The organism is Pseudonocardia broussonetiae (assembly GCF_013155125.1).
Classification (GTDB): Bacteria; Actinomycetota; Actinomycetes; order Mycobacteriales; family Pseudonocardiaceae; genus Pseudonocardia; species Pseudonocardia broussonetiae.
Map to the genome: position 1 here is coordinate 5,051,434 of NZ_CP053564.1, position 25,712 is coordinate 5,077,145.

At 75.2% G+C, this 25,712-nt stretch carries 25 protein-coding genes; 13 read left to right on the top strand and 12 right to left on the bottom strand.

Annotated elements, in window-relative coordinates; genetic code table 11:
* Window positions 1-62 precede the first annotated feature (62 nt).
* Complete coding sequence (locus tag HOP40_RS24500) at window positions 63-2,897, bottom strand: aconitate hydratase (protein ID WP_172162383.1); 2,835 nt, start codon at window positions 2,895-2,897, stop codon at window positions 63-65.
* A 238-nt stretch (window positions 2,898-3,135) separates the two neighbouring features.
* Between HOP40_RS24500 and HOP40_RS24505 the strand changes: the two genes are divergently transcribed.
* The gene (locus HOP40_RS24505; protein ID WP_172162385.1) at window positions 3,136-4,428 is read left to right on the top strand and encodes a C40 family peptidase; all 1,293 of its coding nucleotides are present in this window, start codon (window positions 3,136-3,138) and stop codon (window positions 4,426-4,428) included.
* A gap of 21 nt (window positions 4,429-4,449) precedes the next feature.
* Here the strand turns inward: HOP40_RS24505 and HOP40_RS24510 are convergent, their stop codons facing one another.
* On the bottom strand, window positions 4,450-5,247 hold the full coding sequence (locus HOP40_RS24510; RefSeq protein ID WP_172162387.1) for a sugar phosphate nucleotidyltransferase: 798 nt from the start codon (window positions 5,245-5,247) through the stop codon (window positions 4,450-4,452).
* A 138-nt stretch (window positions 5,248-5,385) separates the two neighbouring features.
* On the opposite strand from HOP40_RS24510, the gene HOP40_RS24515 reads away from it, so the two are divergent.
* The 3 genes from HOP40_RS24515 to HOP40_RS24525 are packed head-to-tail and all read left to right on the top strand — an operon-like array spanning window position 5,386 to window position 8,342.
* Window positions 5,386-6,408, top strand: a complete 1,023-nt coding sequence (locus HOP40_RS24515; protein WP_172162389.1) for an AAA family ATPase — start codon at window positions 5,386-5,388, stop codon at window positions 6,406-6,408.
* A 59-nt stretch (window positions 6,409-6,467) separates the two neighbouring features.
* Window positions 6,468-7,349: a DUF58 domain-containing protein gene (locus HOP40_RS24520; protein WP_172169072.1), complete on the top strand. Its 882-nt coding sequence runs from the start codon at window positions 6,468-6,470 to the stop codon at window positions 7,347-7,349.
* Window positions 7,350-8,342, top strand: a complete 993-nt coding sequence (locus HOP40_RS24525; RefSeq protein ID WP_172162391.1) for a VWA domain-containing protein — start codon at window positions 7,350-7,352, stop codon at window positions 8,340-8,342. It begins immediately after the preceding gene.
* A 4-nt stretch (window positions 8,343-8,346) separates the two neighbouring features.
* On the opposite strand, the gene HOP40_RS24530 is transcribed toward HOP40_RS24525, so the two are convergent.
* Entirely contained in the window at window positions 8,347-8,955 is a 609-nt protein-coding gene (locus tag HOP40_RS24530; protein ID WP_205346899.1) for a winged helix-turn-helix transcriptional regulator, read from the bottom strand.
* A 69-nt stretch (window positions 8,956-9,024) separates the two neighbouring features.
* On the opposite strand from HOP40_RS24530, the gene HOP40_RS24535 reads away from it, so the two are divergent.
* Genes HOP40_RS24535 through fabI form a run of 3 tightly spaced genes read left to right on the top strand, consistent with a single transcriptional unit; the run spans window position 9,025 to window position 11,390 of the window.
* A complete protein-coding gene (locus HOP40_RS24535) occupies window positions 9,025-9,891 on the top strand; it encodes an alpha/beta fold hydrolase (protein ID WP_172162393.1) in 867 nt (288 codons plus the stop codon).
* Window positions 9,892-9,901: 10 nt separating this feature from the next.
* Window positions 9,902-10,612 (top strand): 3-oxoacyl-ACP reductase FabG, encoded by a 711-nt coding sequence (gene fabG, locus HOP40_RS24540; protein WP_172162395.1) that lies wholly within the window; start codon window positions 9,902-9,904, stop codon window positions 10,610-10,612.
* A gap of 10 nt (window positions 10,613-10,622) precedes the next feature.
* Complete coding sequence (fabI, locus tag HOP40_RS24545) at window positions 10,623-11,390, top strand: enoyl-ACP reductase FabI (protein ID WP_172162397.1); 768 nt, start codon at window positions 10,623-10,625, stop codon at window positions 11,388-11,390.
* Between the two features lie 7 nt (window positions 11,391-11,397).
* Here fabI and HOP40_RS24550 read toward each other — a convergent pair whose 3' ends face one another.
* Complete coding sequence (locus tag HOP40_RS24550) at window positions 11,398-11,820, bottom strand: MmcQ/YjbR family DNA-binding protein (protein ID WP_172162399.1); 423 nt, start codon at window positions 11,818-11,820, stop codon at window positions 11,398-11,400.
* Between the two features lie 38 nt (window positions 11,821-11,858).
* On the opposite strand from HOP40_RS24550, the gene HOP40_RS24555 reads away from it, so the two are divergent.
* Window positions 11,859-12,908, top strand: a complete 1,050-nt coding sequence (locus tag HOP40_RS24555) for a ferrochelatase (protein WP_172162401.1) — start codon at window positions 11,859-11,861, stop codon at window positions 12,906-12,908.
* Here HOP40_RS24555 and HOP40_RS24560 read toward each other — a convergent pair.
* Window positions 12,896-13,516: an SRPBCC family protein gene (locus tag HOP40_RS24560; RefSeq protein WP_172162403.1), complete on the bottom strand. Its 621-nt coding sequence runs from the start codon at window positions 13,514-13,516 to the stop codon at window positions 12,896-12,898. The two genes, HOP40_RS24555 and HOP40_RS24560, sit on opposite strands and share 13 nt — an antisense overlap.
* The gene (locus tag HOP40_RS24565; protein ID WP_172162405.1) at window positions 13,513-13,851 is read right to left on the bottom strand and encodes an ArsR/SmtB family transcription factor; all 339 of its coding nucleotides are present in this window, start codon (window positions 13,849-13,851) and stop codon (window positions 13,513-13,515) included. Before HOP40_RS24565 ends, HOP40_RS24560 begins: the two co-directional genes overlap by 4 nt.
* 160 nt (window positions 13,852-14,011) lie before the next feature.
* Between HOP40_RS24565 and HOP40_RS24570 the strand changes: the two genes are divergently transcribed.
* Entirely contained in the window at window positions 14,012-16,024 is a 2,013-nt protein-coding gene (locus HOP40_RS24570) for a SpoIIE family protein phosphatase (protein WP_172162407.1), read from the top strand.
* On the opposite strand, the gene HOP40_RS36495 is transcribed toward HOP40_RS24570, so the two are convergent.
* Window positions 16,011-16,967: an AraC family transcriptional regulator gene (locus tag HOP40_RS36495; protein WP_275691311.1), complete on the bottom strand. Its 957-nt coding sequence runs from the start codon at window positions 16,965-16,967 to the stop codon at window positions 16,011-16,013. The two genes, HOP40_RS24570 and HOP40_RS36495, sit on opposite strands and share 14 nt — an antisense overlap.
* A gap of 135 nt (window positions 16,968-17,102) precedes the next feature.
* Here HOP40_RS36495 and HOP40_RS24580 point away from each other — a divergent pair, with 135 nt between their 5' ends.
* Together HOP40_RS24580 and HOP40_RS24585 are read left to right on the top strand one after the other, a co-directional pair.
* Window positions 17,103-17,945, top strand: a complete 843-nt coding sequence (locus tag HOP40_RS24580) for an NAD(P)H-binding protein (RefSeq protein WP_172162411.1) — start codon at window positions 17,103-17,105, stop codon at window positions 17,943-17,945.
* On the top strand, window positions 17,942-18,370 hold the full coding sequence (locus tag HOP40_RS24585; protein ID WP_205346900.1) for an anthrone oxygenase family protein: 429 nt from the start codon (window positions 17,942-17,944) through the stop codon (window positions 18,368-18,370). Before HOP40_RS24580 ends, HOP40_RS24585 begins: the two co-directional genes overlap by 4 nt.
* Before the next feature lie 10 nt (window positions 18,371-18,380).
* Here HOP40_RS24585 and tsaA read toward each other — a convergent pair whose 3' ends face one another.
* Window positions 18,381-18,791, bottom strand: coding sequence for a tRNA (N6-threonylcarbamoyladenosine(37)-N6)-methyltransferase TrmO (gene tsaA, locus HOP40_RS24590; RefSeq protein ID WP_172162415.1), 411 nt, complete (start codon window positions 18,789-18,791; stop codon window positions 18,381-18,383).
* A 10-nt stretch (window positions 18,792-18,801) separates the two neighbouring features.
* Window positions 18,802-19,980, bottom strand: a complete 1,179-nt coding sequence (locus HOP40_RS24595; RefSeq protein WP_240157250.1) for a tyrosine-type recombinase/integrase — start codon at window positions 19,978-19,980, stop codon at window positions 18,802-18,804.
* Window positions 19,981-20,091: 111 nt separating this feature from the next.
* Between HOP40_RS24595 and HOP40_RS24600 the strand changes: the two genes are divergently transcribed.
* Window positions 20,092-21,162, top strand: coding sequence for a coiled-coil domain-containing protein (locus tag HOP40_RS24600; RefSeq protein ID WP_172162419.1), 1,071 nt, complete (start codon window positions 20,092-20,094; stop codon window positions 21,160-21,162).
* Window positions 21,163-21,204: 42 nt separating this feature from the next.
* On the opposite strand, the gene HOP40_RS24605 is transcribed toward HOP40_RS24600, so the two are convergent.
* The 3 genes from HOP40_RS24605 to HOP40_RS24615 all read right to left on the bottom strand — a co-directional run bounded on the left by HOP40_RS24605 (window position 21,205) and on the right by HOP40_RS24615 (window position 24,719).
* Complete coding sequence (locus tag HOP40_RS24605) at window positions 21,205-21,999, bottom strand: GyrI-like domain-containing protein (RefSeq protein ID WP_172162421.1); 795 nt, start codon at window positions 21,997-21,999, stop codon at window positions 21,205-21,207.
* 2 nt (window positions 22,000-22,001) lie between these two features.
* Entirely contained in the window at window positions 22,002-22,976 is a 975-nt protein-coding gene (locus HOP40_RS24610; RefSeq protein WP_172162423.1) for an RNA polymerase subunit sigma-70, read from the bottom strand.
* A gap of 945 nt (window positions 22,977-23,921) precedes the next feature.
* Window positions 23,922-24,719 carry a hypothetical protein gene (locus HOP40_RS24615; protein ID WP_172162425.1) on the bottom strand — a complete coding sequence of 266 codons (798 nt, stop codon included), beginning with the start codon at window positions 24,717-24,719 and terminating at the stop codon, window positions 23,922-23,924.
* Window positions 24,720-24,860: 141 nt separating this feature from the next.
* Here HOP40_RS24615 and HOP40_RS24620 point away from each other — a divergent pair, with 141 nt between their 5' ends.
* Complete coding sequence (locus HOP40_RS24620; protein WP_172162427.1) at window positions 24,861-25,670, top strand: DUF3097 family protein; 810 nt, start codon at window positions 24,861-24,863, stop codon at window positions 25,668-25,670.
* Window positions 25,671-25,712: the final 42 nt, after the last annotated feature.

Below are 25,712 nucleotides of genomic sequence, written 5' to 3' on the forward strand. Positions count from 1 at the left end.
CACCTCGATGACGAGAACCGTCTACGAGGTGGCCTTCCTGCAACCGGGTGGGGGAGGGGGCGCTAGCTGCGCAGCATCCCCCGCAGCACGTACTGCAGGATCCCGCCGTTGCGGTAGTAGTCCGCCTCACCGGGGGTGTCGATCCGGACCACGGCGTCGAACTCGATGGTCGAGCCGTCGCCCTTCGTCGCGGTGACGGCGACCGTGCGCGGCGTGGAGCCGTCGTTCAGCGCGGTGATGCCCGCGATGTCGAAGGTCTCCGTGCCGTCCAGGCCCAGCGACGACGCCGACTCGCCCTGCGGGAACTGCAGCGGGACGACGCCCATGCCGATCAGGTTCGACCGGTGGATGCGCTCGAACGACTCGACGATGACGGCCTTGACGCCCAGGAGCGCGGTGCCCTTGGCCGCCCAGTCGCGCGAGCTGCCCGAGCCGTACTCCTTGCCGCCCAGGACCACGAGCGGCGTGCCGGCGGCGGCGTAGTTCTGCGCGGCGTCGTAGATGAACGCCTGCGGGGCGCCCTCCTGCGTGAAGTCGCGCGTGTAGCCGCCGCTGACGTCGTCGAGCAGCTGGTTCTTCAGCCGGATGTTCGCGAACGTGCCGCGGATCATCACCTCGTGGTTGCCGCGGCGGGAGCCGAAGGAGTTGAAGTCCTTCTTCTCGACGCCGTGGCCGGTGAGGTACTCGGCGGCCGGCGTGCCGGGCTTGATCGCGCCGGCGGGGGAGATGTGGTCGGTCGTGACCGAGTCGCCCAGCAGGGCCAGCACCCGCGCCCCGGAGATGTCCGAGACCGGCGACGGGTCGGGCGACATGCGCTCGAAGTACGGGGGCTTGCGCACGTAGGTCGACTGCGGGTCCCAGTCGAAGGTGTCGCCCTCCGGCGTGGGCAGGCCCTTCCAGCGCTCGTCGCCCGCGAAGACGTCGGCGTAGTCCTTGGTGAACATCTCCTGGCTGATCGAGGAGTCGATCGTGTTCTGCACGTCCGTGGCCGAGGGCCAGATGTCGCGCAGGAACACCTCGGTGCCGTCGGTGGCCGTGCCCAGGGGCTGGGTCTCGAAGTCGAAGTCCATCGTGCCCGCGAGCGCGTACGCGATGACCAGCGGCGGCGAGGCCAGGTAGTTCATCTTCACGTCGGGGTTGATGCGGCCCTCGAAGTTGCGGTTGCCCGAGAGCACCGAGGCGACGGCGAGGTCGGCCTCGTTGACTGCGGCCGAGATCTCGTCGGACAGCGGGCCGGAGTTGCCGATGCAGGTCGTGCAGCCGTAGCCGACGAGGTGGTAGCCCAGCTTCTCCAGGTAGGGCCAGAGGCCGGCCTTCTCGTAGTAGTCGGTGACGACCTTGGAGCCCGGCGCCATCGACGTCTTGACCCACGGCTTGACGGCCAGGCCCCGGTCGACGGCGTTCTTCGCGAGCAGCGCCGCGCCGAGCATCACCGACGGGTTGGAGGTGTTGGTGCACGAGGTGATCGAGGCGATCACGACGGCGCCGTGGTCGATCTCGAACGAGGCGCCGCTCGCGGTCGTCACGGTGGTGGGCCTGCTGACCCGGCCGTGCGCGCCGGAGGCGGCGGAGATCGGGTCGCGGGGCTTGCCGGAGTCGCCGTTGCCGTGCGCGGACGGGCTCGCCGGGTCGCTGGCGGGGAAGGTCTCCTCCACCGACTCGTCGACGCTGGAGCCGGAGCTCGCGGCGTCGTCGGGGTCGTCCTGGTCCGGGGCGCCGGCGTAGTCGCCGAGCACGGAGCGGAACGCCTCCTTGGACTGCGAGAGCGCGATGCGGTCCTGCGGGCGCTTCGGGCCGGCGATCGACGGGACGACCGTCGACAGGTCGAGCTCGAGGGTCTCGGAGAACACCGGCTCGCGCGACGGGTCGTGCCACAGGCCCTGCTCGCGGGCGTAGGCCTCGGTGAGCTCGAGCTGCGCGGCCGGGCGGCCGGTCAGCTTCATGTACCGGATGGTCTCGTCGTCGATCGGGAAGATCGCGGCGGTGGAGCCGAACTCCGGGCTCATGTTGCCGATGGTGGCGCGGTTGGCCAGCGGCACGGCGCCGACGCCCTCGCCGTAGAACTCCACGAACTTGCCGACGACGCCGCGGCGCCGCAGCATCTCGGTGATCGTCAGCACGACGTCGGTGGCGGTGGCGCCGGCCGGGATCTCGCCGGTGAGCTTGAAGCCCACGACCTTCGGGATGAGCATCGAGACGGGCTGGCCGAGCATGGCCGCCTCGGCCTCGATGCCGCCGACGCCCCAGCCCAGCACGCCCAGGCCGTTGACCATGGTGGTGTGCGAGTCGGTGCCGACGAGGGTGTCGGGGTAGGCCTGCCCGTTGCGGGTCATCACGACGCGCGCCAGGTGCTCGATGTTGACCTGGTGCACGATCCCGGTGCCCGGGGGGACGACCTTGAACTCGTCGAAGGCGCCCTGGCCCCAGCGCAGGAACTGGTAGCGCTCCTTGTTGCGGGCGTACTCGTAGTCGACGTTGCGCTCGAAGGCGTCGGCGGAGCCGAAGACGTCGATGATCACCGAGTGGTCGATGACCAGCTCGGCGGGTGCCAGCGGGTTGACCTTCGCCGGGTCGCCGCCCAGCTCGGTGACGGCCTCGCGCATGGTGGCGAGGTCGACGACGCAGGGCACGCCGGTGAAGTCCTGCATGATCACGCGGGCGGGCGTGAACTGGATCTCGGTGTCGGGCTCCGCGGACGGGTCCCATCCGGCGAGCGCGCGGATGTGGTCGGCGGTGACGTTCGCGCCGTCCTCGGTGCGGAGCAGGTTCTCCAGCAGCACCTTCAGGCTGAACGGGAGGCGCTCGGCGCCCTCGACGGCCGAGAGCCGGAAGATCTCGTGCTCGGCCCCGCCGGCCTGGATGGTCCCTCTCGCTCCGAAGCTGTCGGTCGTGGCCACGTGGTGTCCTCCTGCGGTGGTGGGCGCGGGTTCCTCGGAGTCTCGCCTACGGCGCTGACGGCCCCGGGCGAGACCCCTCTCACCGCTAAACAGTACGCTTGTCCTGTTAAAACGTCAGCGTGAGGGGGCCCTCCTTCGGTGGAGATCGGGCCACGCCCGCGCGTGGCGCCCCGCCGTCGCGCACCGGCGGTGGCAGAGTCGCGCCGTTCGTCCCGGGTGATCAAGGAAGGGCTGGCGGGTGCGCAGATCCGTGCGGGTGGTCGTGCTGCTGCTGCTCGTGGCCCTGCTGGGGGGCACGTCGACGGCGTACGCGCAGGAGCCCCCGCCGCCCCCCAACCCCAGTGACGACCAGCTGAGCCAGAGCCGCCAGGAGGTGCGCGACCGGGCCGGGGAGGTCGGGTCGCTCACCAACCGCCTCGCCGAGCTCGACGCCCTCACCGACGACCTGCAGGCCGAGCTGGCCGGCCAGCGCGAGAACGCCGAGGCCGCGCTCGTCGACCTGGAGGCCGCGCAGGGCGCCGCCGCCGAGGCGGGGGAGCGCGCCGAGGCCGCCCGGATCGCCACCGACGCGGCCACCGTCGCCATCGACCAGGCCCGGGCCCGGCTCGACGACTTCGTCACCGCCACCTACCAGGAGGGCCTCGACACGGGCCCGCTCGGGCTGCTGACCTCGGCGCAGACGCCCGAGGAGCTCGTCGCCCGCGCCGAGTTCACCGACCTGCTCGCCCGCGCCCAGCTCGCCGCGCAGGACGGGCTCGAGCGCGCCCGCGTCGACAAGGCCAACGCCGACTCCACCGCCCGCGCCCTGCTCGAGGAGGCGCAGGCCCGCGAGGCCGACGCGGCCCGGGCCAAGGACAGCGCCGACGCCGCGTTCGCCGCGGCCGACGCCGCCGCCCGCGCCCAGGTCGAGCAGCTGGCCGCCGTGCAGGCCGAGCGCGACCAGGTGCAGGGCCGGCTCGACGCCGCCGAGGCCTCCGACGCCGGCCTGCGCGACCAGCGCGCCCGCTACGACGACTGGCAGCGCGTCCTCGCCGAGCAGGAGGCCTCCCGCCAGCGCGCCGAGCGCGACGCCGCCTCGGCGCGGGACGCCGCCGTCGGGCCGGCGCCGCGGGCCGGGGCCGGCAGCGCGCAGCGCGTCATCGACCGGGCGATGTCCCAGCTCGGCGTGCAGTACGTCTGGGGCGGGGGCAACGGCCGCGGTGCCACCACCGGCATCCCCGGACCCGCGGGCGACCCCGGCGACCGCGTCGGCTTCGACTGCTCCGGGCTCATGCTCTACGCCTTCAACGGCGCCGGGGTGTCGCTACCGCGGGTGAGCCGCAACCAGTTCAACGCCGGCCGGAAGGTCCCGATCACCGACCTGCAGCCCGGTGACATGGTCTTCTACCGCAAGGGCGGCGCGCCGATCCACCACGTCGCCATGTACATCGGCGACAACCGGATGATCGAGGCGCCCTACACCGGGGCGGACGTCCGGGTCGTGCCGCTGCGCCGCAAGGACCTGGTGCCGCAGGCGACGCGGGTCCTCTAGGGGCTTCCAGGGAGGGGCAGGTCAGGACTGGGCCGGCACCGGGATCCGCGGGTTCTCCCAGAGCATCCACGGACGCCGCCCGGCCTGGTAGGCCGCGTCCAGCATGCTGCGCTCCTTGGCCGTGTCGGCGGACTGCCAGAACCCGCGGTGGCGGTGGGCGGTCATCCGGCCCTCCCGCGCGAGCGGCGTGCAGGCGTCGGCGATGAGGTCCCCGCCCTCGGGCAGGTAGTCGAAGATCTCCGGGCGCAGCACGAAGTAGCCGCCGTTCTCCCAGAGCGGCATCTCCTGCAGCGGGCTGATCGCGGTGATGCGGTCGTCCTCGCCGATCCCGACGCAGTGGAACGCGGGCTGCGGCGGCACGGCGAGCAGCCGGCCGACGGCGTCGGAGGCGGCGAAGTCGTCGACCATCGCGTCCAGGTCGAGGTCGGTGAGGACGTCGGCGTAGTTGGCCAGGAACATCTCCTCGCCCTCGACGTGCTCGCGGACCCGGCGCAGGCGCTCCCCGATCGGGGAGTCCAGCCCCGTGTGGGCGAACGTGATCGTCCAGTCCTGGATGTCGGACCCGAGCAGCTCGACCCGGCCGCCGTGCAGCACGAAGTCGTTGGACGCCGTCTCGGAGTAGTGCAGGAAGTAGTCCTTGATGTGCTCGGCGCCGTAGCCCATGCACAGCACGAACTCGGTGTGGCCGAAGTGCGCGTAGTAGCGCATGACGTGCCAGATCAGGGGGCGCGGACCGACGCGGTGCATCGGCTTGGGCAGGTCGGACACGCCGTCGCGCATGCGCATCCCGTACCCGCCGCAGAAGAGGACGACCTTCATCCGGGGAACCTCCTGTTGATGTCGGTATCTCCTGTTCCCGCAACGAGGCGCCACCCGTGTAGGTGACGGCCCGTGTGCGGGTGGCTACGGGAAGGGGGGTTCACGGCCCGCTCACGGACTGTGCGGTGAGATGGCGGGGTGACCGTCGCCGACTCCGCCCCCGCCAGCCCCGCGCACGAGGGCGAGCGCCTCGAGCGCGTCGTCCTCGAGATCAAGCGGGTGATCGTCGGGCAGGACCGGCTCGTCGAGCGGATGCTCGTCGGGCTGCTGGCCAAGGGGCACCTGCTGCTCGAGGGCGTGCCCGGCGTCGCGAAGACCCTCGCGGTCGAGACCGTCGCGAGGGTCGTCGGGGGCACGTTCTCCCGGCTGCAGTTCACCCCCGACCTGGTGCCCGCCGACATCCTCGGCACCCGGATCTACCGCCAGGGCCGGGAGGAGTTCGACGTCGAGCTCGGGCCGGTCGTCGCCAACTTCGTGCTCGCCGACGAGATCAACCGCGCGCCGGCCAAGGTGCAGTCGGCGATGCTCGAGGTGATGGCCGAGCGGCACCTGTCGATCGGCGGCCGCACGTTCCCGATGCCCGACCCGTTCCTGGTGCTCGCCACGCAGAACCCGATCGAGAACGAGGGCGTCTACCCGCTGCCCGAGGCCCAGCGCGACCGCTTCCTGTTCAAGCTGATCGTGGAGTACCCGGGCGTCGAGGAGGAGCGCGAGATCGTCTACCGGATGGGCGCCGAGCCCCCGGTCGCGCAGCAGATCATCGACCCGGCCGAGCTGGTGCGGCTGCAGAAGGTCGCCACGCAGGTGTTCGTGCACCACGCGCTCGTCGACTACGTCGTGCGGCTCGTCGTCGCCACGCGCACGCCCGCCGAGCACGGCCTGTCCGACATCGCCGGCTGGGTGTCCTACGGGGCCTCGCCGCGCGCCACGCTGGGCATCGTCGCCGCCGCGCGGGCGCTGGCGCTGCTGCGCGGGCGCGACTACGTGCTGCCGCAGGACGTCCTCGACGTCGCCCCCGACGTGCTGCGCCACCGGCTCGTCCTGTCCTACGACGCCGTCGCCGACCAGGTGCCGATGGACCACATCATCTCGCGCGTGCTGGCCACGGTGCCGCTGCCGCAGGTCAGCGCGCGCCCGGCCCAGCAGTACACGCCCGCGTGACGCCTCCGGCCGCCGCGCGCCGCGTCCCCACCGCCCCTCCCTCGTTCCGGGACGGGCGGATGGAGGCGTCGCTGCGCCAGCTCGAGCTCGCCGTGCGCGGGCGCCTGGACGGGCTGCTGCAGGGCAACCACCTCGGGCTGGTGCCCGGGCCGGGCAGCGAGCCGGGGGAGGCGCGCACCTACCAGCCCGGCGACGACGTGCGCCGCATGGACTGGGCCGTCACCGCCCGCACGACGCAGCCGCACGTGCGCGAGACCGTCGCCGACCGGGAGCTGGAGACCTGGGTCGTGCTCGACCTCTCGCCCAGCCTCGACTTCGGCACCGCGGCGTGCGAGAAGCGCGACCTCGCGATCGCCGCGCTGGCCGCCGTCACGCACCTCACGCGCGGCGGCGGCAACCGGATCGGGGTGCTGGCCGCCACCGGCGAGTCGGTCGTGCGCATCCCGGCCCGCGGCGGCGTCACGCACGCCCGCGGGATGCTGCGCCGGATCGCGGAGATCCCGCCCACGGCCGAGGGCACGCGCGGCGACCTGGCGGCGGCGATCGAGCAGCTCCGGCGGCCGCCGCGGCGGCGCGGCCTGGCCGTCGTCATCTCCGACTTCCTCGGCGAGCCCGACTGGGAGCGCGCTCTGCGGGCCCTGTCGACGCGGCACGACCTGCTCGCCGTCGAGGTGCTCGACCCGCGCGAGCTGGAGCTGCCCGACGTCGGCACGGTCGTGCTGGCGGACCCCGAGACCGGTCGGCAGCGCGAGATCACGACCACGCCGCTGCTGTGCCGGGAGTTCGCCGCCGCGGCCGCCGCGCACCGCGACACCGTGGCCGCCACCCTGCGCCGCTGCGGCGCCGCGCACCTGACGCTGCGCACCGATTCCGACTGGATCGCCGACGTCGTCCGGTTCGCCCTCGCCCGCAAGCGGGCCTGGTCCGGCGGGGGTCGGTAGATGTTCTCCGCTCCGTGGTGGCTGCTGCTGCTCGTCGTCGTCGCCGTGCTCGCCGCCGGCTACGTCGTCCTGCTGCGCCGCCGCCGCCGCGACGTCGTGCGCTTCACCAACCTGGAGCTGCTCGACCGCGTCGCCCCGCACCGCCCGGGCTGGTACCGGCACCTGCCCGCCGCGGCGCTGATCACCGCGCTGGCCGTGCTGACGATCGCGCTGGCCGGGCCCCAGGCCGAGGCGCGGGTGCCGCGCAACCGGGCCACGGTCGTGCTGGTGATCGACGTGTCGCTGTCGATGCAGGCCACCGACGTCGAGCCGAGCCGGCTCGCGGCCGCCCAGTCGGCGGCGAAGGACTTCGCCGACCAGCTGACGCCGGGCGTCAACCTCGGGCTGGTGGCGTTCGCCGGCACCGCGGCCGTGCTCGTCTCGCCGACCGTCGAGCGCGACCCGGTGAAGCGGGCGATCGAGGGCCTGCGGCTCTCGGAGTCCACGGCCACGGGCGAGGCAATCTTCGCGGCGATGCAGTCGGTGGAGACGTTCTCGCAGGCCATCGCGGGCACGGGCGAGGAGGGTCCGCCGCCGGCGCGGATCGTGCTGATGAGCGACGGCAAGCAGACCGTGCCCGACTCGGGGAACGGCCCGCCCGAGGAGGAGCCGCGCGGCTCGTTCACCGCCGCCCGCGCCGCGGCCGAGGCGGGCATCCCGGTCTCCGGCATCTCCTTCGGCACCCGCTTCGGCACGATCGAGCTGGAGCCGGGGGAGAAGACGTCGGTGGCCGTCGACGACGCCTCGATGCGCACGATCGCCGAGCTCTCGGGCGGCCAGTTCTTCACCGCGGCCAGCGAGGAGGAGCTCCGCCAGGTCTACGACGAGCTGGGCGAGCAGATCGGGTACGAGGTGCGCCGGGTCGACACCAGCCGCCCGTGGTTGGCCGGCGGGGTGCTGCTGCTGGTCGTCGGAGTCGGCGCGGGGCTCGCGCTGGGGCGCAGGCTTCCCTGAGGGCTCAGGGTCGGGCGGCCGAGGCCACCAGCCGCCGCACCGCCTCGACGTCCCCGCTGACCTCCAGCGCCCCGGCCGCCACCGCCGCGTCGAACGCGTCGGGGCCGTCGGTGAGGCCGTCGAGGTCGTCACCCGTCACCACCGCGTCCGGCGCCTGCGCCGCCGCGCCCCGCGCGAGCTCCCGCAGCTCCCCGTCGACAACCACCACGCGGTAGGCCTCGCGCGCCGTGCGCACCTCCACCACGGCGTCCCACCCGGGCGTGCGGGCGAAGAAGGTGCGCAGGCCGAGCAGCACCGAGTCGGCGCTGACCGGGCCCGTGCGCGGCGTGGGCGAGGCCATGCCCCAGGCGGCCAGCGCGCGGAACACGGGTTCGAGCCCCGCGCCCCACGGCGTGAGGGCGTAGGCGGGGCCCCGCTGCTCCAGGACCCCCGCGCCGACCAGGTCGCGCAGCCGCTGCGACAGCACGCTCGGACCGATCCCGGGCAGCGCGGCGGCGAGGTCGCTGTAGCGGCGCGGGCCCAGCCGCAGTTCGCGCACGACGAGCAGCGACCACCGGTCGCCGACGGCGTCGAGGGCGTGGGCGACGGGACAGGCCTGACCGTAGGTGCGCACGCCGTGCTCCTTGTACGAAATTCGTAGTGACTGCTACGGTCATCGTAGTCGACGGAGGAGGGGTGCGACATGCCGATCACCGAGACCCGGGTCCGGGCCGCGGGCGCCGAGCTGTGCGTGCAGGCCACGGGGTCGCCCGACGACCCGGCCGTGCTGCTGATCGCCGGTGCGGCGTCGTCGATGGACTGGTGGGAGGACGCGTTCTGCGCCCGGCTCGTCGCGGGCGGGCGGTACGTCGTGCGCTACGACCACCGCGACACCGGCGGGTCGACGCAGTGGCCCGCGGGGGAGCCCGGCTACACCGGCGCCGACCTCTGCGCCGACGCGCTCGCCGTGCTGGACGGGCTGGGCATCGCGCGGGCGCACGTCGTCGGCATCTCCATGGGCGGGGGGATCGGCCAGGAGCTCGCGCTCGACCACGCCGACCGGGTCGCCACCCTCACGCTGCTCTCGACCACCCCGGTCGGCCCGGCGCCACCCGAGCGCCCCGCGCCCCCGCCGATGCGCGCGGACGTGGCGCGGTCCTTCGCCGAGCCCCCGCCCGACCCGGACTGGTCCGACCCCGACGCCGCCGTCGCGGCCTTCGTCGCGGGCGAGCGCCTGTTCCGCGGCACGCTGCCGTTCGACGAGGAGCGCGTCCGCGCGATCGCGACCCGGGTCGTCGCCCGCACCCCGGACGTCGCCGCGACCATGACCAACCACTGGATCGTCGACCAGGGCGAGCCGCGCCGGACCGGCGTCGCGGCGATCACCGTGCCGACGCTGGTGCTGCACGGCACCGAGGACCCGCTGTTCCCGCCGGCGCACGGCCGGGCGCTGGCCGCGGAGATCCCCGGTGCGCGGCTCGTCGAGCTGCCCGGCGTCGGGCACCAGATGCCCCCGCCGGCGGTGTGGGACGTGGTGATCACCGAGATCCTGGGGCACACGTCCCGTTAGGGTGTCGCCCGTGTCGAGAACAGTGCTGGTGACCGGAGGAAACCGCGGGATCGGGCTGGCGATCGCGCAGGCGTTCGTCGAGCAGGGCGACCGGGTGGCGGTGACGCACCGCAGTCCGGTCGACGGCCTGCCCGAGGGCCTGTTCCCCGTGCAGTGCGACGTCACCGACGCCGCGGCCGTCGACGCCGCGTTCACCGCGGTGGAGGCCGAGCTCGGGCCCGTCGAGGTGCTGGTGTCCAACGCCGGCATCACCGACGACGGCCTGCTGATGCGGATGAGCGAGGACTCCTTCACCAAGGTCGTCGACGCCAACCTCACCGCGGCCTACCGCGTCGCCAAGCGCGCCACGCGCGCGATGCTCAAGGCCCGCGCCGGGCGGATGGTCTTCGTCTCCAGCGTCGTCGGGCTGACGGGGTCGGCCGGGCAGGTGAACTACGCGGCGTCGAAGTCCGGGCTGGTCGGGCTGGCCCGCTCGGTGGCCCGGGAGCTGGGCTCGCGCGGGATCACCGCCAACGTCGTCGCGCCGGGGTTCGTCGACACCGACATGACCCGCGCCCTGCCCGACGCCCGCCGCACCGAGATCCTCGGCCAGGTGCCGCTGGGGCGGTACGCGAGCGTCGAGGAGGTGGCGTCGGTCGTCACCTGGCTCGGGTCGCCGGGGGCCGCGTACGTGACCGGCGCCGTCATCCCGGTCGACGGCGGACTGGGGATGGGGCACTAGCGTGATGAGCATGGGTCTCCTCGAGGGCAAGAAGCTGCTCGTCACCGGCGTGATCACCGACGCCTCGCTCGCGTTCCACGCCGCCAAGGTGGCCCAGGAGCAGGGGGCCGACGTCGTCCTCACCGGGTTCGGCCGGATGCGGCTCGTCGAGCGGATCGCGCAGCGGCTGCCGAAGCCGGCGCCGGTGGTCGAGCTCGACGTGTCCGACCAGTCGCAGCTCGACTCCCTGGTCGACCGCCTCGCCGAGCACACCGACCGGCTCGACGGCGTCCTGCACTCGATCGGCTTCGCCCCCGCCTCCTGCCTGGGCGAGGGCGCGTTCCTCAAGGCCCCGTGGGAGGACGTCGCCACGACGATCCAGGTCAGCGCGTACTCGTTCAAGTCCCTCGCCGTCGCGGCGCTGCCGCTGATGGGCCCGGGCGGCTCGATCGTGGGCATGGACTTCGACAACCGCCAGGCGTGGCCCGCCTACGACTGGATGGGCGTGGCGAAGTCGACGCTCGAGTCGGTCACCCGCTACCTCGCCCGCGACCTGGGCCCGCAGGGCATCCGCGTCAACCTGGTCGCCGCCGGCCCGGTGAAGACGATGGCCGCCAAGTCCATCCCCGGCTTCGCCGCGTTCGAGGACGCCTGGGACGGCCGCGCGCCGCTGGGCTGGGACGTCACCGACCCGGTGCCGGTCGCCAAGACGGTGTGCGCGGTGCTGAGCGACTGGCTGCCGGTCACCACCGGCTCGATGGTGATGGCCGACGGCGGGTTCCACGCGATCGGCGTCTGAGGCCGCGCTACTCGCGCTGCTGCGCCTGCTCCTGGTCCGCCAGCCACCGGGCCGCGCGGCGGGCCGAGGCCTGCGACAGCCAGGCGTCCTGCACGATCTCGGCGAGCTCGGCCCGGTCGAGCTCGCCGAGGCGGCTCGCCCGCACCAGCACCGACGGGTGGCCGTCGAAGTGCGGGGTGGTGAAGAACGGGGTGCCCGGGTCCTGCACCAGCGCCCGCTTGTCCTCCTCGCCCGGCACCCACAGGACGATGACGTCGGTGAGGCGCTCGCCGGTCGTCCCGTCGACGGCGTCCGGGCGCGGCGTGCGGAAGAACACGAACGACTTGCCTCCCACCTGGTAGACGGGGTTGCCGCTCGGTCCGCGGACCACCGTGACGTGCGGCATCGCCGCGGCGAGGTCGTGCACGTCCTGCTCCGTCGCCGCCACCATGACGCGCAGTGTGCCCGGTGCGGTGGCACGATCGCCGGGTGCCCGGATGTGTCGACGCCCTGCTCGTCCTGTCCTTCGGCGGCCCCGAGGGCCCCGACGAGGTCCGCCCGTTCCTGGAGAACGTGACGCGCGGGCGCGGCATCCCGCCGGAGCGGCTCGACGCGGTCGAGGAGCACTACCAGCACTTCGGCGGCGTCTCCCCGATCAACGCCCGCAACCGCGAGCTGATCGACGCCGTCCGCTCGCGCACCGACCTGCCGGTGTACTTCGGCAACCGCAACTGGCACCCGATGGTCGAGGACACCGTCGCCGGGATGGCCCGCGACGGGGTGCGGCGCGCGCTCGTGTTCGCCACCAGCGCCTACGGCGGCTACTCGGCCTGCCGGCAGTACCACGAGGACATCGCCCGGGCCCGCAAAGCGGTGGGGGAGGTCGCCCCGGAGCTGGTGAAGCTGCGGCACTTCTTCGACCACCCCGAGTTCGTCGCCGCCAACGCCGACGCCGTCCGCGCGGTCCGCGAGCGCGCGGGGGAGGGCGCGCGGCTGGTGTTCACCGCGCACTCGGTGCCCGCGTCGGCCGACGCGTCGGCGGGCCCGCCCGAAGAGGGCGGCCACCGCTACTCGAAGCAGGTCACCGAGGCCGCGCGGCTCGTCGCCGCGGAGCTGGGAGAGGCGGAGTTCGACGTCGTGTGGCAGTCGCGCTCGGGCCCGCCGCGGATCCCGTGGCTGGAGCCCGACATCGTCGACCACCTCGACGCGCTGCACGCGGCGGGCGTCCCGGGCGTGGTGGTCGCGCCGATCGGTTTCGTCTCCGACCACGTCGAGGTGATCTGGGACCTCGACACCGAGGCCGCGGAGCGGGCCGCCGAGCTCGGCATGGGGTTCGCCCGGGCCGCCACGGCCGGGCCGGACCCGCGGTTCGCCGACATGGTCGTCGAGCTGGTCGACGAGCACCGCCACGACCGCGCGCCCCGCGCGCTGGGTGACGTGCCGCGCGCGGGGTGCGGGGTCGACGGGACGCTGTGCGCTCCTGCCTGCTGCGAGCCGCCGCGGCGGCCGTCGCGACCGGAGCCGGGTCAGCCCGAGTAGAACCCGACCGTCCGCTCCGCGGCCGCACGCGCGGCCGCGGGGTCCTCCCCGGCCGCGACGGCGGCCTCGCCCCACGCCCGCCCGGACTCCGCCATAAACGCGCGGCCCTCGTCGGTGGCGGTGAACGCGGCCTCGTCGACCATGGAGGACGGGTCGGCGAGGTGGCGCTCCAGCCCGAGCAGCCCCAGGTCCCAGCCGATGCCGGCGGCGGCCGGGCCGAACTCGGCCCAGCGCACGTCGTCGACGTGGGCGAGGTGCTCCAGGGTGAACCGGGTGCGCTCGTCGCCCTCGGGCTCCAGGCGCACGGTGATCCAGCTGACCTCGTCGCCCATCTCCCAGGTCGCGGCGAAGCCGTGCGGGGCCTCGCAGCGCTCGACGACACCGCCCGCGTTGCCCTCGAGCTGGTAGCGCCCGCCCGGGCGGAGCTCGCCGGTGACGGGCAGGAACCAGCGGGCGATCCGCTCGGCGCTGGTGCAGGCGTCCCAGAGGTCGGCCTGGTCGGTCGGGTAGGTGCGGCTGATCGTGAGGACGCGGGCCTCGCCGGCCTCCAGCGTGCGCCGTCCGACGCTGCGGGCGACGGTGCTGATCTCGTGGGTCACGTCGGTCATGGGGGCTCCTGCCGGTGGGTGCGACGCCCGCGGGCCACCTCGGTGGCCAGGGCGTCGAGACGGGGGGTCCAGGTGCGTCGGAAGTGGTCGAGCCAGGCGTCGACCTCCCGCAGCGGTTCTGCGCGCACGGCGTAGAGCCGTCGCGTGCCCTCGGGGCGCACGGTGGCGAACCCGTTGTCCCGCAGCACCTTCAGGTGCTGCGACACCGCGGGCTGGGAGATCCCGAACTCCGCGCGGATCGTCTCCGTGACCGCGCCGGAGCTCTGCTCGCCGCCGGCGAGCAGCTCCAGGATCCGGCGGCGGACCGGATCACCGAGGACGTCGAACGCGTGCACGGGACGACTTTAACGGTTGCAGCTTATATAAGTCCAGACCGTTCTTCGGTCGCTCGTCGTGCCTCCTGCGCTGTGGCATTCGGCGCGGAGGACGGGGCGTTCGGAGTACCGCGCGGCCGCTCGGTACTCTCCGGCTCACCAGACTTCCAGGAGCGGGCCGATGCCGGATCGTCACGTCGAGGCAGCGTGGGACCACGCAGCGCTCGACGGCGCGGCTCGCGACGCCCCGGCACTCGACGGCGGCGCCCTCGGCGATCCGGGGTACGCCGACCCGCTCGTCCTCGCCCGCGCGCTCGAGGAGCTCCCGCACGGCGTGCTCGTGCACGAGGGCCGCGACCACCGGGTCGTCGGCGCCAACCGGGCCGCCCGCACGTTCCTGGGCGACCGTCCCGGCATCCTCGGCCGGCCGCTGCGCGAGGTCTTCCCCGAGATCGCCGGGCAGAACCTGCTGGGCCGCCTCGACCGCGTCCTGGTCACCGGGGAGCCGTTCGCGGCCCGGGAGTGGCGCATCGAGGTCGACGGCCACGTCGACGGCGACGACCGGCTCGTCGACTTCGACATCGTCCCGCTGCACGACGCGGTCGGTTCCGTCAGCGGGGTGGCGATGCAGTTCCGCGACGTCACCGCGGCCGTGCGGCACCGCCGCTCGCTGGAGGCCGACACCGCCGAGCTGCGCGAGCGCTACGAGGCCGCGCAGGACGTCGTCCTCACCCTGCAGCGCAGCCTGCTGCCCGACGGGATCCCGGTGCTGCCCGGCCTGCGGATCGCCGCGCACTACCTCGTCGCGGGCGCCGAGCAGGCGGCGGGCGGCGACTGGTTCGAGGCGGTCGCGCTGGACGGCACCGCGGCCGTCATGGTCGGCGACGTCGTCGGCCACGGGTCCGCGGCCGCCGCGGTGATGGCGCAGCTGCGTGCGGTCCTCGTCGAGTTCCTCCTCGACGGCGACGACCTCGACACGGTCCTCGCCCGCCTCGACGCCTTCGCCGGCCGCGTGCCCGGCGCGCGCGGCGCCACCGTCTGTGTCGCGCTCGTCCGGCCCGACGGCGCGGTCCGCTACGTCTGCGCGGGCCACCCGCCGCCGCTGGTCGTCTCGATCGACGGCGCGGCGCGCTACCTGCCCGCCCCCGGCGGCGGCCCGCTCGGCGTGGCGGGCCCGGCCGCGACCGTCGGCACCGCGGTGCTCGCCCCCGGCGACCTGCTGCTGTGCTACTCCGACGGCCTGGTCGAACGCCCGTCGCAGGACCTCACGGTCGGCATGACGGAGCTGGCCGAGGTGGCGTCGGCGGCGATGCGGCGCGGCCCGGCGTCGACGATGTCGGCCGACGCCACCGACCGCGTGGCCGAGCTGACCGTGGAGCGGATGACCCGCCAGGGCTACCACGACGACGTCACGGTGCTGGCGCTGCGGCTGACCGGCCGGGTCGTCCCCGACTTCGCCACCGAGATCCCCGCGGAGCCCCGGCGCCTCTCGACGCTGCGCCGCGACCTGGAGGCCTGGCTCACCGAGCTCGGCGTCGGCGACGCCGACATCGCCTCCATCGAGATCGCGGTGGTCGAGGCGGCCACCAACAGCGTCGAGCACGCCTACCCCGACGGCGGCGGCACGGTCCGCGTCGAGGGCCAGCTCGACGGCCAGGGCCGGATCTGCATGACGATCTCCGACCGCGGCACCTGGCGCAACGCCCCGGCCGACCCCGGCCACCGCGGGCGCGGGCTGCTGATGATGCGTGGCTGCATGGACACCGTCGAGATCGACGACACCGCCGACGGCACCACGCTGCTGCTCGACCGCCGCCTGCGCCGCGAGCCCGTCGTCAGCCCGGCGACGGTGGCCGGCGGGAGCGCGACGCCGCGCCCGTCGGCGATGAGCGTGACGCTCACGACGACGGCGGAGCCGCGGATCGCGCTGGGCGGCCCGATCGACCTCAGCACCGCCGACGACCTGCGCCGCGAGCTGTGGTCGGCCAGCCGCGGCGGCGCGCTGCCGCTGGTCGTCGACCTCGGGGCGGTCACGCACCTGGGCAGTGCGGGCATCCAGGTGCTCTACGACTTCGTCGAGGACATGACCGCCGACGGCCGCGCGCTGCGCTTCGTCGTGCCGCCGGGCTCGCCGGCCCGGCACGCGATCGTGCTCAGCGACCTCGACCGGATCGTCGCCGTCACCGAGGTGTGAGCGCGCCCGCCCGGCGGGCGGCCCCGGGGGTCGTCCCGATCACGCGGGTGAAGGCGCGGCTGAACGCGGCCTCCGACCGGTAGCCCAGCGCGCCCGCGACCTCGGCGACGCCCGCGTCACCGGCGCGCAGGCGGTCGAGGGCGAGGTGCATCCGCCGCCGCGTGACGTAGGCCAGCGCGGGCTCGCCGACCAGCGCGGTGAACCGGGCCGCGAACGCCGAGCGCGACATCGGGATCTCCGCGGCCAGCGACGCGACGGTCCACGCGCGCGCCGGCTCCCGGTGGATCAGCGTGATCGCCCGGCCGATGCGGGGGTCGGCCAGCGCGCCGAGCCAGCCGGTGCGCGCGGCCGGGTCGGTCTCCAGCCACGAGCGCACGACCTGGATCACCAGGACGTCGGCCAGGCGCGTCAGCACGGCCTCGCCTCCCGGGCGCAGCTCCTCCGCCTCGGTCGCGACGAGGCGCAGCGTCGCCTGCATCCACTCGGTGCGCGGCGACGCGCCGACGTGCAGCAGCGGCGGCAGGAGCTCCACGAGATCGCGGGCGCCCGGGGTGTCGACCTGCACCGCGGCGCAGACCAGCGTCGTCGGCTCGCCGCCGGAGCCGTGGCGCAGCAGGGAGTACCGGTCGTTCGCGAAGGTCTGCGGCAGGTCCATCACCGACGGCGCGATCGTGCCGGGCGCGCTGCGCAGGCGGTGGCCGGCGCCGTGCGGGACCAGCGCGACGTCGCCCGCCCGGAGCTGCACGGGATCGGCTCCGTCGGTCTCCAGGCGGCACCCGCCGGCGGTGACGACGTGCAGCCAGAGGTGGCCCGGCAGCGGCGGCACCGTGAGCCCCCACGGCGCCGTGAGCTCCGAGCGGCAGTAGAAGGTGCCGGCGAGCCGCAGGTGGTGCAGCGCCTCGCCGAGCGCGTCGGGCGGTGCGACGGACCAGGGTGTCTCCACCCGCCCAGTCTGGCACCCCGGACGTCCGATCGGTCCGGACGATCGAGCACGGAACATCGACGCACAGGCATGGATCGTCCGATCGGGAGGCCCCAGCCTGGACGCACAGCAGCAACGCCGACGAGAGGACACACCATGATCACCGTGATGGGCGCGACGGGCCGGGTGGGCCGCCAGGTGGTGGCCGCGCTGGTGGGCGAGGAGGTCCGGGCGATCGGCCGCTCCGCCGACCGGCTGGCCGCGCTGGACGCGACACCGTGCCCGGGCGACGCCGCCGATCCCGCGTTCCTGACTGCGGCGTTCCGCGGGACGGACGCCGCCTTCGTCATGCTCCCGGTCGACGCCCACGAGCCCGACCAGCGCGGCGCGCAGGAGGCGAAGGCCGACGCGGTCGCGGCCGCGGTGCGCGACGCCGGTGTGCCGCACGTCGTCGCGCTGAGCAGCCTGGGCGCCGACGTCACCTCGGGCACCGGCTTCATCGACGGCCTGCGCGTGCTGGAGGAGCGCCTGGCCGCGACCGGCGCGCGGGTCCTGCTGCTGCGCCCGGGCTGGTTCCTGGAGAACGCGGCCGAGGCGCTGCCGGTGGTCGAGGAGCTGGGCTGCCTGGCCGACTCGCTCGACCCGGAGCTCCCGGTGCCGATGGTCGCCACCCGTGACGTCGCCGCGGCGGCGGCCCGCGCGCTGAGGGCCCGCGACCGGACCGGCGTCGTCGAGCTGCTGGGGCCGCGCGACCTCACCCAGGTCGAGGTGGCCGCCGTCCTCGGCGCCGCGCTGGGCCGGCCCGGCCTGCCCTACGTGCGGCTGGCCGACGAGGAGATGGCGCACGCGCTGGTCGGCGCGGGGTTCTCGCCCGACGCCGCCGCGCGGCACCTGGGCATGACGCGGGCCCTCAACGAGGGGCGCATCTCGGCGCGGCGGACGGCGGAGAGCACGACCCCGACCGGGATCGAGGACCTGGTGGGGGAGTGGGTGGCGTGACCGTGACCGAGGCGCTGCGGGTCGTCGCCGGGGTGGGGTGCGGGCTCGTCGCCGGGCTGCTGTTCGCGTTCTCCGCCGGGGTGATGACGGCGCTGCGGAACCTGCCCGCCGGGCGCGGCGCCGCGGCGATGCGGTCGGTCAACGCCGCGGTGCTCAACCCGCTGTTCCTGGGCGTGTTCGGCGGGGCGGGCGTCGCGGCGGTGGCGACCGCGGTCGCGTCGGGCGGCGCGCCGGCGGTCGTCGGCGCGGCGGTGCTGTACGTCGTCGGCGTCCTCGGGGTGACGGCGGCGGTGAGCGTGCCGCTCAACGACGCGCTGGCCGCCGAGCGCGTCCCGTGGGAGCTCTACCTCGTGCGCTGGACGCGGTGGAATCACGTGCGGGCCGGTGCCGCGACCGCGGCGCTCGGGCTGCTGCTGGTGGCGTGAGACCGCGCGCTCAGTGCTCGCCGGGCAGGTCCAGGACGGCCTTGACGTCGACCACCGGCGTGCCGTCGAGCGCCTCCAGGTCGCGCACGCCGATCCGGGAGCCCTCGATCGAGCGGATCCGGACGCGGTGCAGCCCGATCGGGTTCGGCCGGTCCGGGGAGCGGGTGGAGAACACGCCGGTCGGCGGGCGGGCGGGGTCGTCGCGGGGGCGGGTGGTCTGGACCGTCCGGTCGGCGCGGTCGAGCCAGGTCAGCACGATGGCGTCGGCGCCGACGGCGAGGTCGCGGGCGGCGTCGGCGACGTCGTCGTCGAGCACGATCCACGCGTCGGGGGAGCCCTCGTGGCCCTGCTTCGGGGCGCTCGCCCGGTCGCTGAGGGGTGACTCGACCCGGCCGATCGGGCGGAGCTCGTAGTGGTCCACGGTGCGCAGCCTAGGGAGCGGCGGTCGCTGCGGCCACGATGTCGGCGGCGCTGCTGTCGCGGGTGCGCAGGCCGCGGTCGTAGTGCTGGGTGGTGGCGATCGAGGCGTGCCCGACGTCGGCCTGCACGTGCTGGATCGGGGCGCCGTTCTCCAGCGCGATCGTGACGTAGGCGTGGCGCAGGGCGTGCGGGTGGACGCGGTCGGCCACGCCGTCGAGCTCGGGTCCCGCGGTGGTGGCGATCCTGCGGAGGAGCTGCGCGAGGTCGACGCGGGAGCAGCGCCCGCCGTCGCGGGTGGCGATCATCGGGGTCGGCGGCGCGCCGGCGTGGCCGCGGCGGGCGGGGAGGGGGCCGCCGCCGAGGCGGTCGCGCTCGGCGAGGTAGGCGACGAGCGCCTCCCGGACCGGGGCGGTCAGGTAGACCTCACGGTGCAGCCCGCCCTTGCCGCGCACGCGCAGCACCTCGTCGCCACCGGTGCGGTAGAGGTCGCCGCGGTCGAGCCCGACGAGCTCGGAGATGCGCAGGCCCAGCGTCAGGAGGGCGACGAACGCGACGGCGCGCCGCGAGTACAGCTCCGCGCGCGGGTCGCGGCCGTGGTGCAGCCGGGCGGCGGAGGCGAGCAGGGCGCGGACCTGGGCGGCGGTGAGGCGGACGGTCGGGGAGGCGTCGCGGGCGCCGGTGGACAGGCCCAGGCGCGAGCGGTTGACGGCGGCGGGGTTGGCCGCGATGACGCCGGTCTCGGCGAGGTGCCCGCAGAACGCGGCCACCGTCGACAGCATCCGCTGCCGGGTGCGCCGCTGCGCCCCGGCGGCGTCGAGGGCGTGCAGCCAGGCGGTCACGTCCCGGGTGGTGGCGCGGCGGGGGTCGAGCCCGCGGCGGGCGCACCAGCGGAACCAGGCGACGTCGTGCAGGGGGCCGCGGGCGGCCGGAGGAGGGCGCCTCGTGCTCGTGGGCGTGCTCGTGCTCGTGGGCGACGGCGGATCGACCCAGGCGACGGGCAGCCCGAGCGCGTACGCGTAGGTGCGGCGGGTGCCGGCGTTGGCGTACTGGCCCAGCCAGCTCATCAGCTGCGCGCGCAGGGCGTCGGGGTCGTCGACGCCGGGCCAGTCGACGGTCGCCGGACCGCCGGGGTCCGCGGATCCGCCGCCCGGCTCCGCGGATTCGAGGACGGCGAGGGCGTCGGTGGTCACGCAGCGACGGTACTCCCCGCAAAACATCCGTTTCGCTGGTGAACAGTTCAGTTAGCACATACCGGTTGCCGGTTCTGCGGTTCACGATCTACGAACTGGTACGGTCCGCCGGTGATCGACGACGCCGCACGCTGCGGCTACAGCCGCTGCCGCACCGAGCTGCCCGCCCCGGGTCCGCAGGGCGGCCGGCGCCGCTCGTTCTGCCGCGACACGCGCTGGGAGGGCGGGCGCACCTGCGCCCAGATGGCCCGCGCCGAGCGCGACGCCCTGGGCGCGCTCGGCCTCGACTCCGGCCGCGCCGCCTTCGGCCTCGACGCCGACCGGCTGCGCGAGCACGTCGAGGCCGTCCGCGGGCCGGTGGGGGAGCTGGCCGTCGCGCTCGACGCGGTCACCGACCGGCTCGACGAGGTGCAGCGCGACGCGGTCGCCTCGGTGGAGGCCGCGAACCGGCGGGTCGCCGACGCGGAGGCGCGGCGGGTGGCGGCGGAGCAGGCGCGCGACGAGGCGGTCGCGCGGGCGCGGCGCAGCGCGGAGGCGGCCGAGCGGGCGGGCCGGGAGCGGGCCGAGGCGGGGGAGCGGGCGGCCGCGGCGGCGCGGCAGGCGCTGGAGGCGACCGAGGCGCTGGGCGCCGCGCGTCAGCAGGCCGAGGAGGCGGTGGCCGCGCGGGCCGCGCTGGAGGCTCAGGCGAGCGAGCGGGTGCGGCGGGCCGAGGGGGCGGCGCGGGAGGCCGTCGACCGGGCCGAGGAGCAGGCGCGCGAGCGCATCGAGCGCGCGGAGGCCCGCGCCGGGCAGTCGGCCGAGGCGCTGCGCGCGGCCGAGGAGCGGACCGGCGCCGCCGAGCGCGCCGCGGCGGCCGCCGCCGTCACCGCGGAGCGCGCGCGGGCCGAGCGCGACGCGGAGCGGGCCCGCAGCGCCGAGCTCCGGGCGCGGGCCGAGGCCGTGGCCGCCGAGCGCGACGAGGCCCGCCGCGCCGCCGCGGCCGCCGACACCGCCCGCGCGGGCGCGCAGGAGCAGGCGGAGCGCCGCGTCGCCGACGAGCTCGCCGCGGCCCGGCGGGACGCCGCCGACGCGCGGCGCGAGGCGGCCGGGGCCGCGGCCGCCGCCCGCACCGCCGACGCCCTGCGCGCCCGCGCCGAGGCCGAGGCGGAGCGGCTGCACGCGACGCTGGCCGCGCGCGCCTGAGCGTCGACGGCGTCCGTCGGCCGGGCGTCGGTCGGGCGGGCGTCAGTCGGCCAGGCGGATCGCCAGCTCGGTCTCCCACCGGTCCGGGTCGGGCTGCTCGCGCGGGTCGGTGAGGAAGTGCTCGGTGCGGGCGTTCCAGTGCTCGACGCCGCCGTCGACCGTCCGGTCCCAGGCCAGGCCCTGGGCGTCACCCCAGGCGAGGGTGCGCTCGGTGCCCTCCAGCAGCCCGTCGGGGTGCCCGCGGTGCAGCAGCACGACGTAGCGGCCGGCCGGGAGCGCGCCCGCGGCGACCTCGTCGTCGACGAGGCCGACGTCGTCGGTCGGCACGCAGGCCTCCACCTCCAGCGCCACGGTGCCGTCGGGCGCCGTCGTGTCGATCACGAGGTAGCGCAGGAACGGCGCGCCGGTCACCTCCCCGCCCCGCGACAGCAGGTGCCCGATGACCACCGGGATGCGGTCGGCGATCTCGTTCATCGTGGTCAGGGTGCAGCGCCGCGTGATGCCGAGGTAGGGCCGCTCGGGCTGTTCGACGATGCGAGGTTCCATCGTTCTCCTCCGGTGGTCGGGTCGTCGGGACACGGCGACCAGGATGGTGGGGTCGGGGCCCCGGTTGTGCAAGGTGCGCAGGGCGAGGTGGTCCAGGCACACGATCGCGCCGGTCGGGAAGCTGCGGACCCCGCCGGCGTGGCACTCGAGGTCCAGGCGCCCCTGCTCGACGACGACGAGCTCGTCGCGCCACTCGTCGCCGTCGTAGGGGCGGGAGTCCCCGGGGCCGACGACCACGGTGCGCCGCCGGAACGCCGCGGGCAGCGGGCCGCGCAGGAAGGGCAGGTCCACGGTCAGAGCCGCGCGGGCAGGCCGAGCGAGGCGAACACCTCGCGGCCGAACGTGGTGACCTCGGTGACGAGCCCGTCCTCGACGCGCAGGACGTCGAGCGCGCAGGCGTCGAAGTGCGGGCCGGGGACGACGCGCACGCCGTCGACCAGCTCCCTCTCCCGGGTCGGGCGCAGGTAGCAGGCCAGCGCGATCTGCCGGTTGACCTCCACCGGCACGCACCGCCACTCGCCCCACGCCTCCGGGCCGGTCAGGACGTCGGACCAGGTCTCGCTGATGGTGTCGCGGCCCTCGTTCACGACCGGCAGCGGCGGCATCGTCTGCCGGGCGTGCTCGGCGAGCAGCGCGACGAGGGTGTCGAGGTCGCTGCGCTCGCTGGCGTCGATCCACCGCTTCAGCAGCGCCCGCTCGTCGTCGGAGGGCGCGGGCCACTCCGCGCGGCGCTCGGGCAGCTGCTCGCGCATCGTCGCGCGGGCGCGCTGCAGGGCGCTGTTGGCGGCGGCGACCGACACGTCGAGCAGGTGCGCGGTCTCGGCGGCCCGCCAGCCCAGGACGTCGCGCAGCAGGAGCACGGCCCGCTGCCGCGGGGGCAGGTGCTGGACGGCGGCCAGGAACGCCAGCTCGATCGTCTCCCGGGCGACGGTGACGGCGTCGGGCCCGTCGCCGGGGTCGGGGAGGTCCAGCAGCGCGTCGGGGTAGGGCTGGAGCCACGCGACCTCCGCCGTGCCGCCCGCCCCGCCCGCCCGCCGCTTCCCGATCATGTCGAGGCAGGTGGTGGTGGCGATGCGGTAGAGCCAGGCGCGGCGGTGGCCCCCGTCCTCCTCGTCCCGCGCGGTGGCCCGCGACCGCCAGGCGCGCAGGAACGTCTCCTGCACCGCGTCCTGCGACTCGTCGAACGACCCCAGCATCCGGTAGCAGTGCACCTGCAGCTCCCGGCGGTGGCGTTCGACGAGCGCGGTGTACTGCCCCTCGTCGTCCATGACTGCTACGACGTGCGGGGGAGCGGAAAGTCATCGGTCCGGTCGTTCCGGTGACCACCCGCTGCGACATCACGGTCGTGCGGAGGGCCGTAGCGGTGTGGTCCCGACGACATCAGGTCCCCTGACTCGCCGACCGCAGCCCAGGGCCGCCGAAACGCCCGTGATCGCCAGAAGTGCGACGTCAGGGTCGTGCGCAGGGCCGTGGTGGTGCGGTCCCGGTGATCACCACGCCCATGATCTCCACGCGCCGCACCTCAGCGCTGCCCGGACGACCGTGGGGTGCGGCTGGCGGCGATCAGCGGCCGGCTTGAGCAGAGTCGTGATCGCCGGAAGTGCAACGTCAGGGTCCTGCGGACGGCAGTGTTGGTGCGGTCCCGACGATCATCACGTCCACGGATCCTGTCGACCGCAGCCCGGGGCCGCGGGAGCAACCGTGATCGCCGAGAGTGCGACACCACGGTCGTGCGGGGGCCGTAGCGGTGCGGTCCTGACGATCACCGCGCCCATGATCTCTACCCGCCGCACCTCAGCGCTGCCCTTACGGCCGCGAGGTGCGGTGGACGGCGATCACCGGCCGCACCGCGTTCACCGGGCGAGCTGGGTCGTGATCACCGGAAGTGTGACGTCAGGGTCGCGCGAGGGGCCATGGTGGTGCGGTCTCGACGATCATCAGATCCCCCGGCCCGCCGACCGCAGCCCAGGGCCGCCGAAACGCCCGTGATCGCCGAGAGTGCGACACCACGGTCGTGCGGGGGCCGTAGCGGTGCGGTCCTGACGATCACCGCGCCCATGATCCCTACCCGCCGCACCTCAACGCTGCCCCACGACCGTGAGGTGCGGTGAGCCGCCGGGTCGAACAGGGCCGTGATCGCCGAGAGTGCGACGTGAGGGTCGTGCGGAGGGCCGTGATGGTGCGGTCCTGACGATCACCGCGAGAGAACCCGCTCAGACCAGCGGACTCGCCGCCAGCACCCGCACCGCCTCCGCCACGGCCGCCCGCCGGGCCACGCGGACGGCGGTCTCGATCGGCCGCAGCGCCTCCCGCCGGGCCGTGGCGGCCGAGGCGGACAGGGCGCCGCCGGGCTCGTCGACCTGGGCGGCCGCGAGGATCGCCTCCACCTCGTCGGCGTGCTGCAGCACGCGCAGGGCCTGGCCGGGCATGCCCACGGGCCACAGGGTCTCGGGGCGGGCGCGCAGGGCGGCGGCGATCTCCTCGCGCACGCCGGGGCGGTGGCGGGCCACGCCGAGCGAGGTCAGGACGGAGGCCGACTGCCGGACCTGCTCGCGCAGGTCGCGCTCGGCCTGGTTGAGGGCCACGTACTCGACGGGCGGGCCGGGCTCGGGGACGGTGTAGACGGTCCAGCGCAGCACGTTCTCGGCGACGGTCGTGGGCACGACGCCCAGCCCGGCGTCGGCGAACAGCACGCCCTCGCCGGCGGCGGTGGCCTCGCGGCTGAACAGGCCGGGGCCGGGCAGCCCGCGCACGTCGCCGGGGGCGGGCAGCACGAGCCGGGCCGGGCCGCGGGGGGAGGTGCGGCGCAGCGTGGCGAGCAGGAACGCCAGCGACGAGACGGGGGAGCCGGGCGGGGGCAGCGCGGTGACGGCGGCGGTGGCCTCGTCGGCGGCCTGCACGTCGTGCGCGAGCGCCCACGGCCCGAGCGCGTCGAGCACGTCGTCGGGCGCCGCGGCGCCGGCCAGCCAGGCCGACGTCCACACGGTGAAGGTCGCGGAGGGACTGGGCACGGGGCCAGGCTAGCGAGCCACCCGGTCGCGCCGCACGCCCGCCGCACGGGTGACCGTCACCACGTTCGGTCACTGCAGGTCACCGGACGGGCGCGTGTCGGAACGCCGGTGCGCCGCGCCGCGCCGGTACAACTGGCGGCCATGACGCGAAGCCACGACTACCGCGGCGCGTTCGGCTCCGACGGCACGCGCACCGTCGTCCGGCGCGCGGTCCCCGACGTCCCCGCCGAGCCGGGGCTCGTCGTCGAGGACCATGCCGGCTTCTGCGGGGCCGTGGTCAGCGTGAACGTCCGCGAGGTGACGCTGGAGGACCGCCACGGCCGGCGCCGGGTGTTCCCGCTGCGGCCGGCCGCGTTCCTCGTGGAGGGCGTGACGGCGACGCTCGTCGTGCCGAAGGCCGCCCCCGCGGCGCCGCGGCGCTCGGCGTCAGGGTCGGTCGCGGTGACGAACCACCGGGCGCGGACCGCGCGGGCGGCGCGCATCTGGGTGGAGGGCATCCACGACGCGGCGCTCGTCGAGACGGTGTGGGGGCACGACCTGCGCGTCGAGGGCGTGGTCGTCGAGCCGATGCACGGCATGGACGACCTCGCCGCCGCCGTCGCCGACTTCGCCCCGGGCCCGCAGCGGCGCCTGGGCATCCTGGTCGACCACCTCGTCACGGGGTCGAAGGAGACGCGCGCGGCGCACGCCGTCGCCGGCCCGCACGTGCTCGTCACCGGCCACCCCTACGTCGACGTGTGGGAGGCCGTGAAGCCCTCGGTCGTCGGCATCCGCGCGTGGCCGAAGGTGCCGCGTGGGACCGACTGGAAGACCGGTGTGTGCGACGCCCTGCGCTGGGGCGAGCCGGCCGACGGCGCCCGCCGCGTGCTGGGTGCGGTCCGGGACTTCCGCGACCTGGAGACCCCGCTCATCGGGGCCGTCGAGGAGCTCATCGATTTCGTGACGGCCTGATCACGGATCATCACCGTGGGGTCCGTTCTGGCAGGATGAACG

Excerpts from the sequence above, each read along its gene's own strand:
- HOP40_RS24510 (WP_172162387.1), bottom strand. The coding sequence starts at position 5,247 with ATGAAGGTCGTCCTCTTCTGCGGCGGGTACGGGATGCGCATGCGCGAC.
- HOP40_RS24520 (WP_172169072.1), top strand. The coding sequence starts at position 6,468 with ATGGAGGCGTCGCTGCGCCAGCTCGAGCTCGCCGTGCGCGGGCGCCTG.
- HOP40_RS24525 (WP_172162391.1), top strand. The coding sequence starts at position 7,350 with ATGTTCTCCGCTCCGTGGTGGCTGCTGCTGCTCGTCGTCGTCGCCGTG.
- HOP40_RS24535 (WP_172162393.1), top strand. The coding sequence starts at position 9,025 with ATGCCGATCACCGAGACCCGGGTCCGGGCCGCGGGCGCCGAGCTGTGC.
- fabI (WP_172162397.1), top strand. The coding sequence starts at position 10,623 with ATGGGTCTCCTCGAGGGCAAGAAGCTGCTCGTCACCGGCGTGATCACC.
- HOP40_RS24550 (WP_172162399.1), bottom strand. The coding sequence starts at position 11,820 with ATGGTGGCGGCGACGGAGCAGGACGTGCACGACCTCGCCGCGGCGATG.
- HOP40_RS24560 (WP_172162403.1), bottom strand. The coding sequence starts at position 13,516 with ATGACCGACGTGACCCACGAGATCAGCACCGTCGCCCGCAGCGTCGGA.
- HOP40_RS24570 (WP_172162407.1), top strand. The coding sequence starts at position 14,012 with ATGCCGGATCGTCACGTCGAGGCAGCGTGGGACCACGCAGCGCTCGAC.
- HOP40_RS24580 (WP_172162411.1), top strand. The coding sequence starts at position 17,103 with ATGATCACCGTGATGGGCGCGACGGGCCGGGTGGGCCGCCAGGTGGTG.
- HOP40_RS24610 (WP_172162423.1), bottom strand. The coding sequence starts at position 22,976 with ATGGACGACGAGGGGCAGTACACCGCGCTCGTCGAACGCCACCGCCGG.
- HOP40_RS24620 (WP_172162427.1), top strand. The coding sequence starts at position 24,861 with ATGACGCGAAGCCACGACTACCGCGGCGCGTTCGGCTCCGACGGCACG.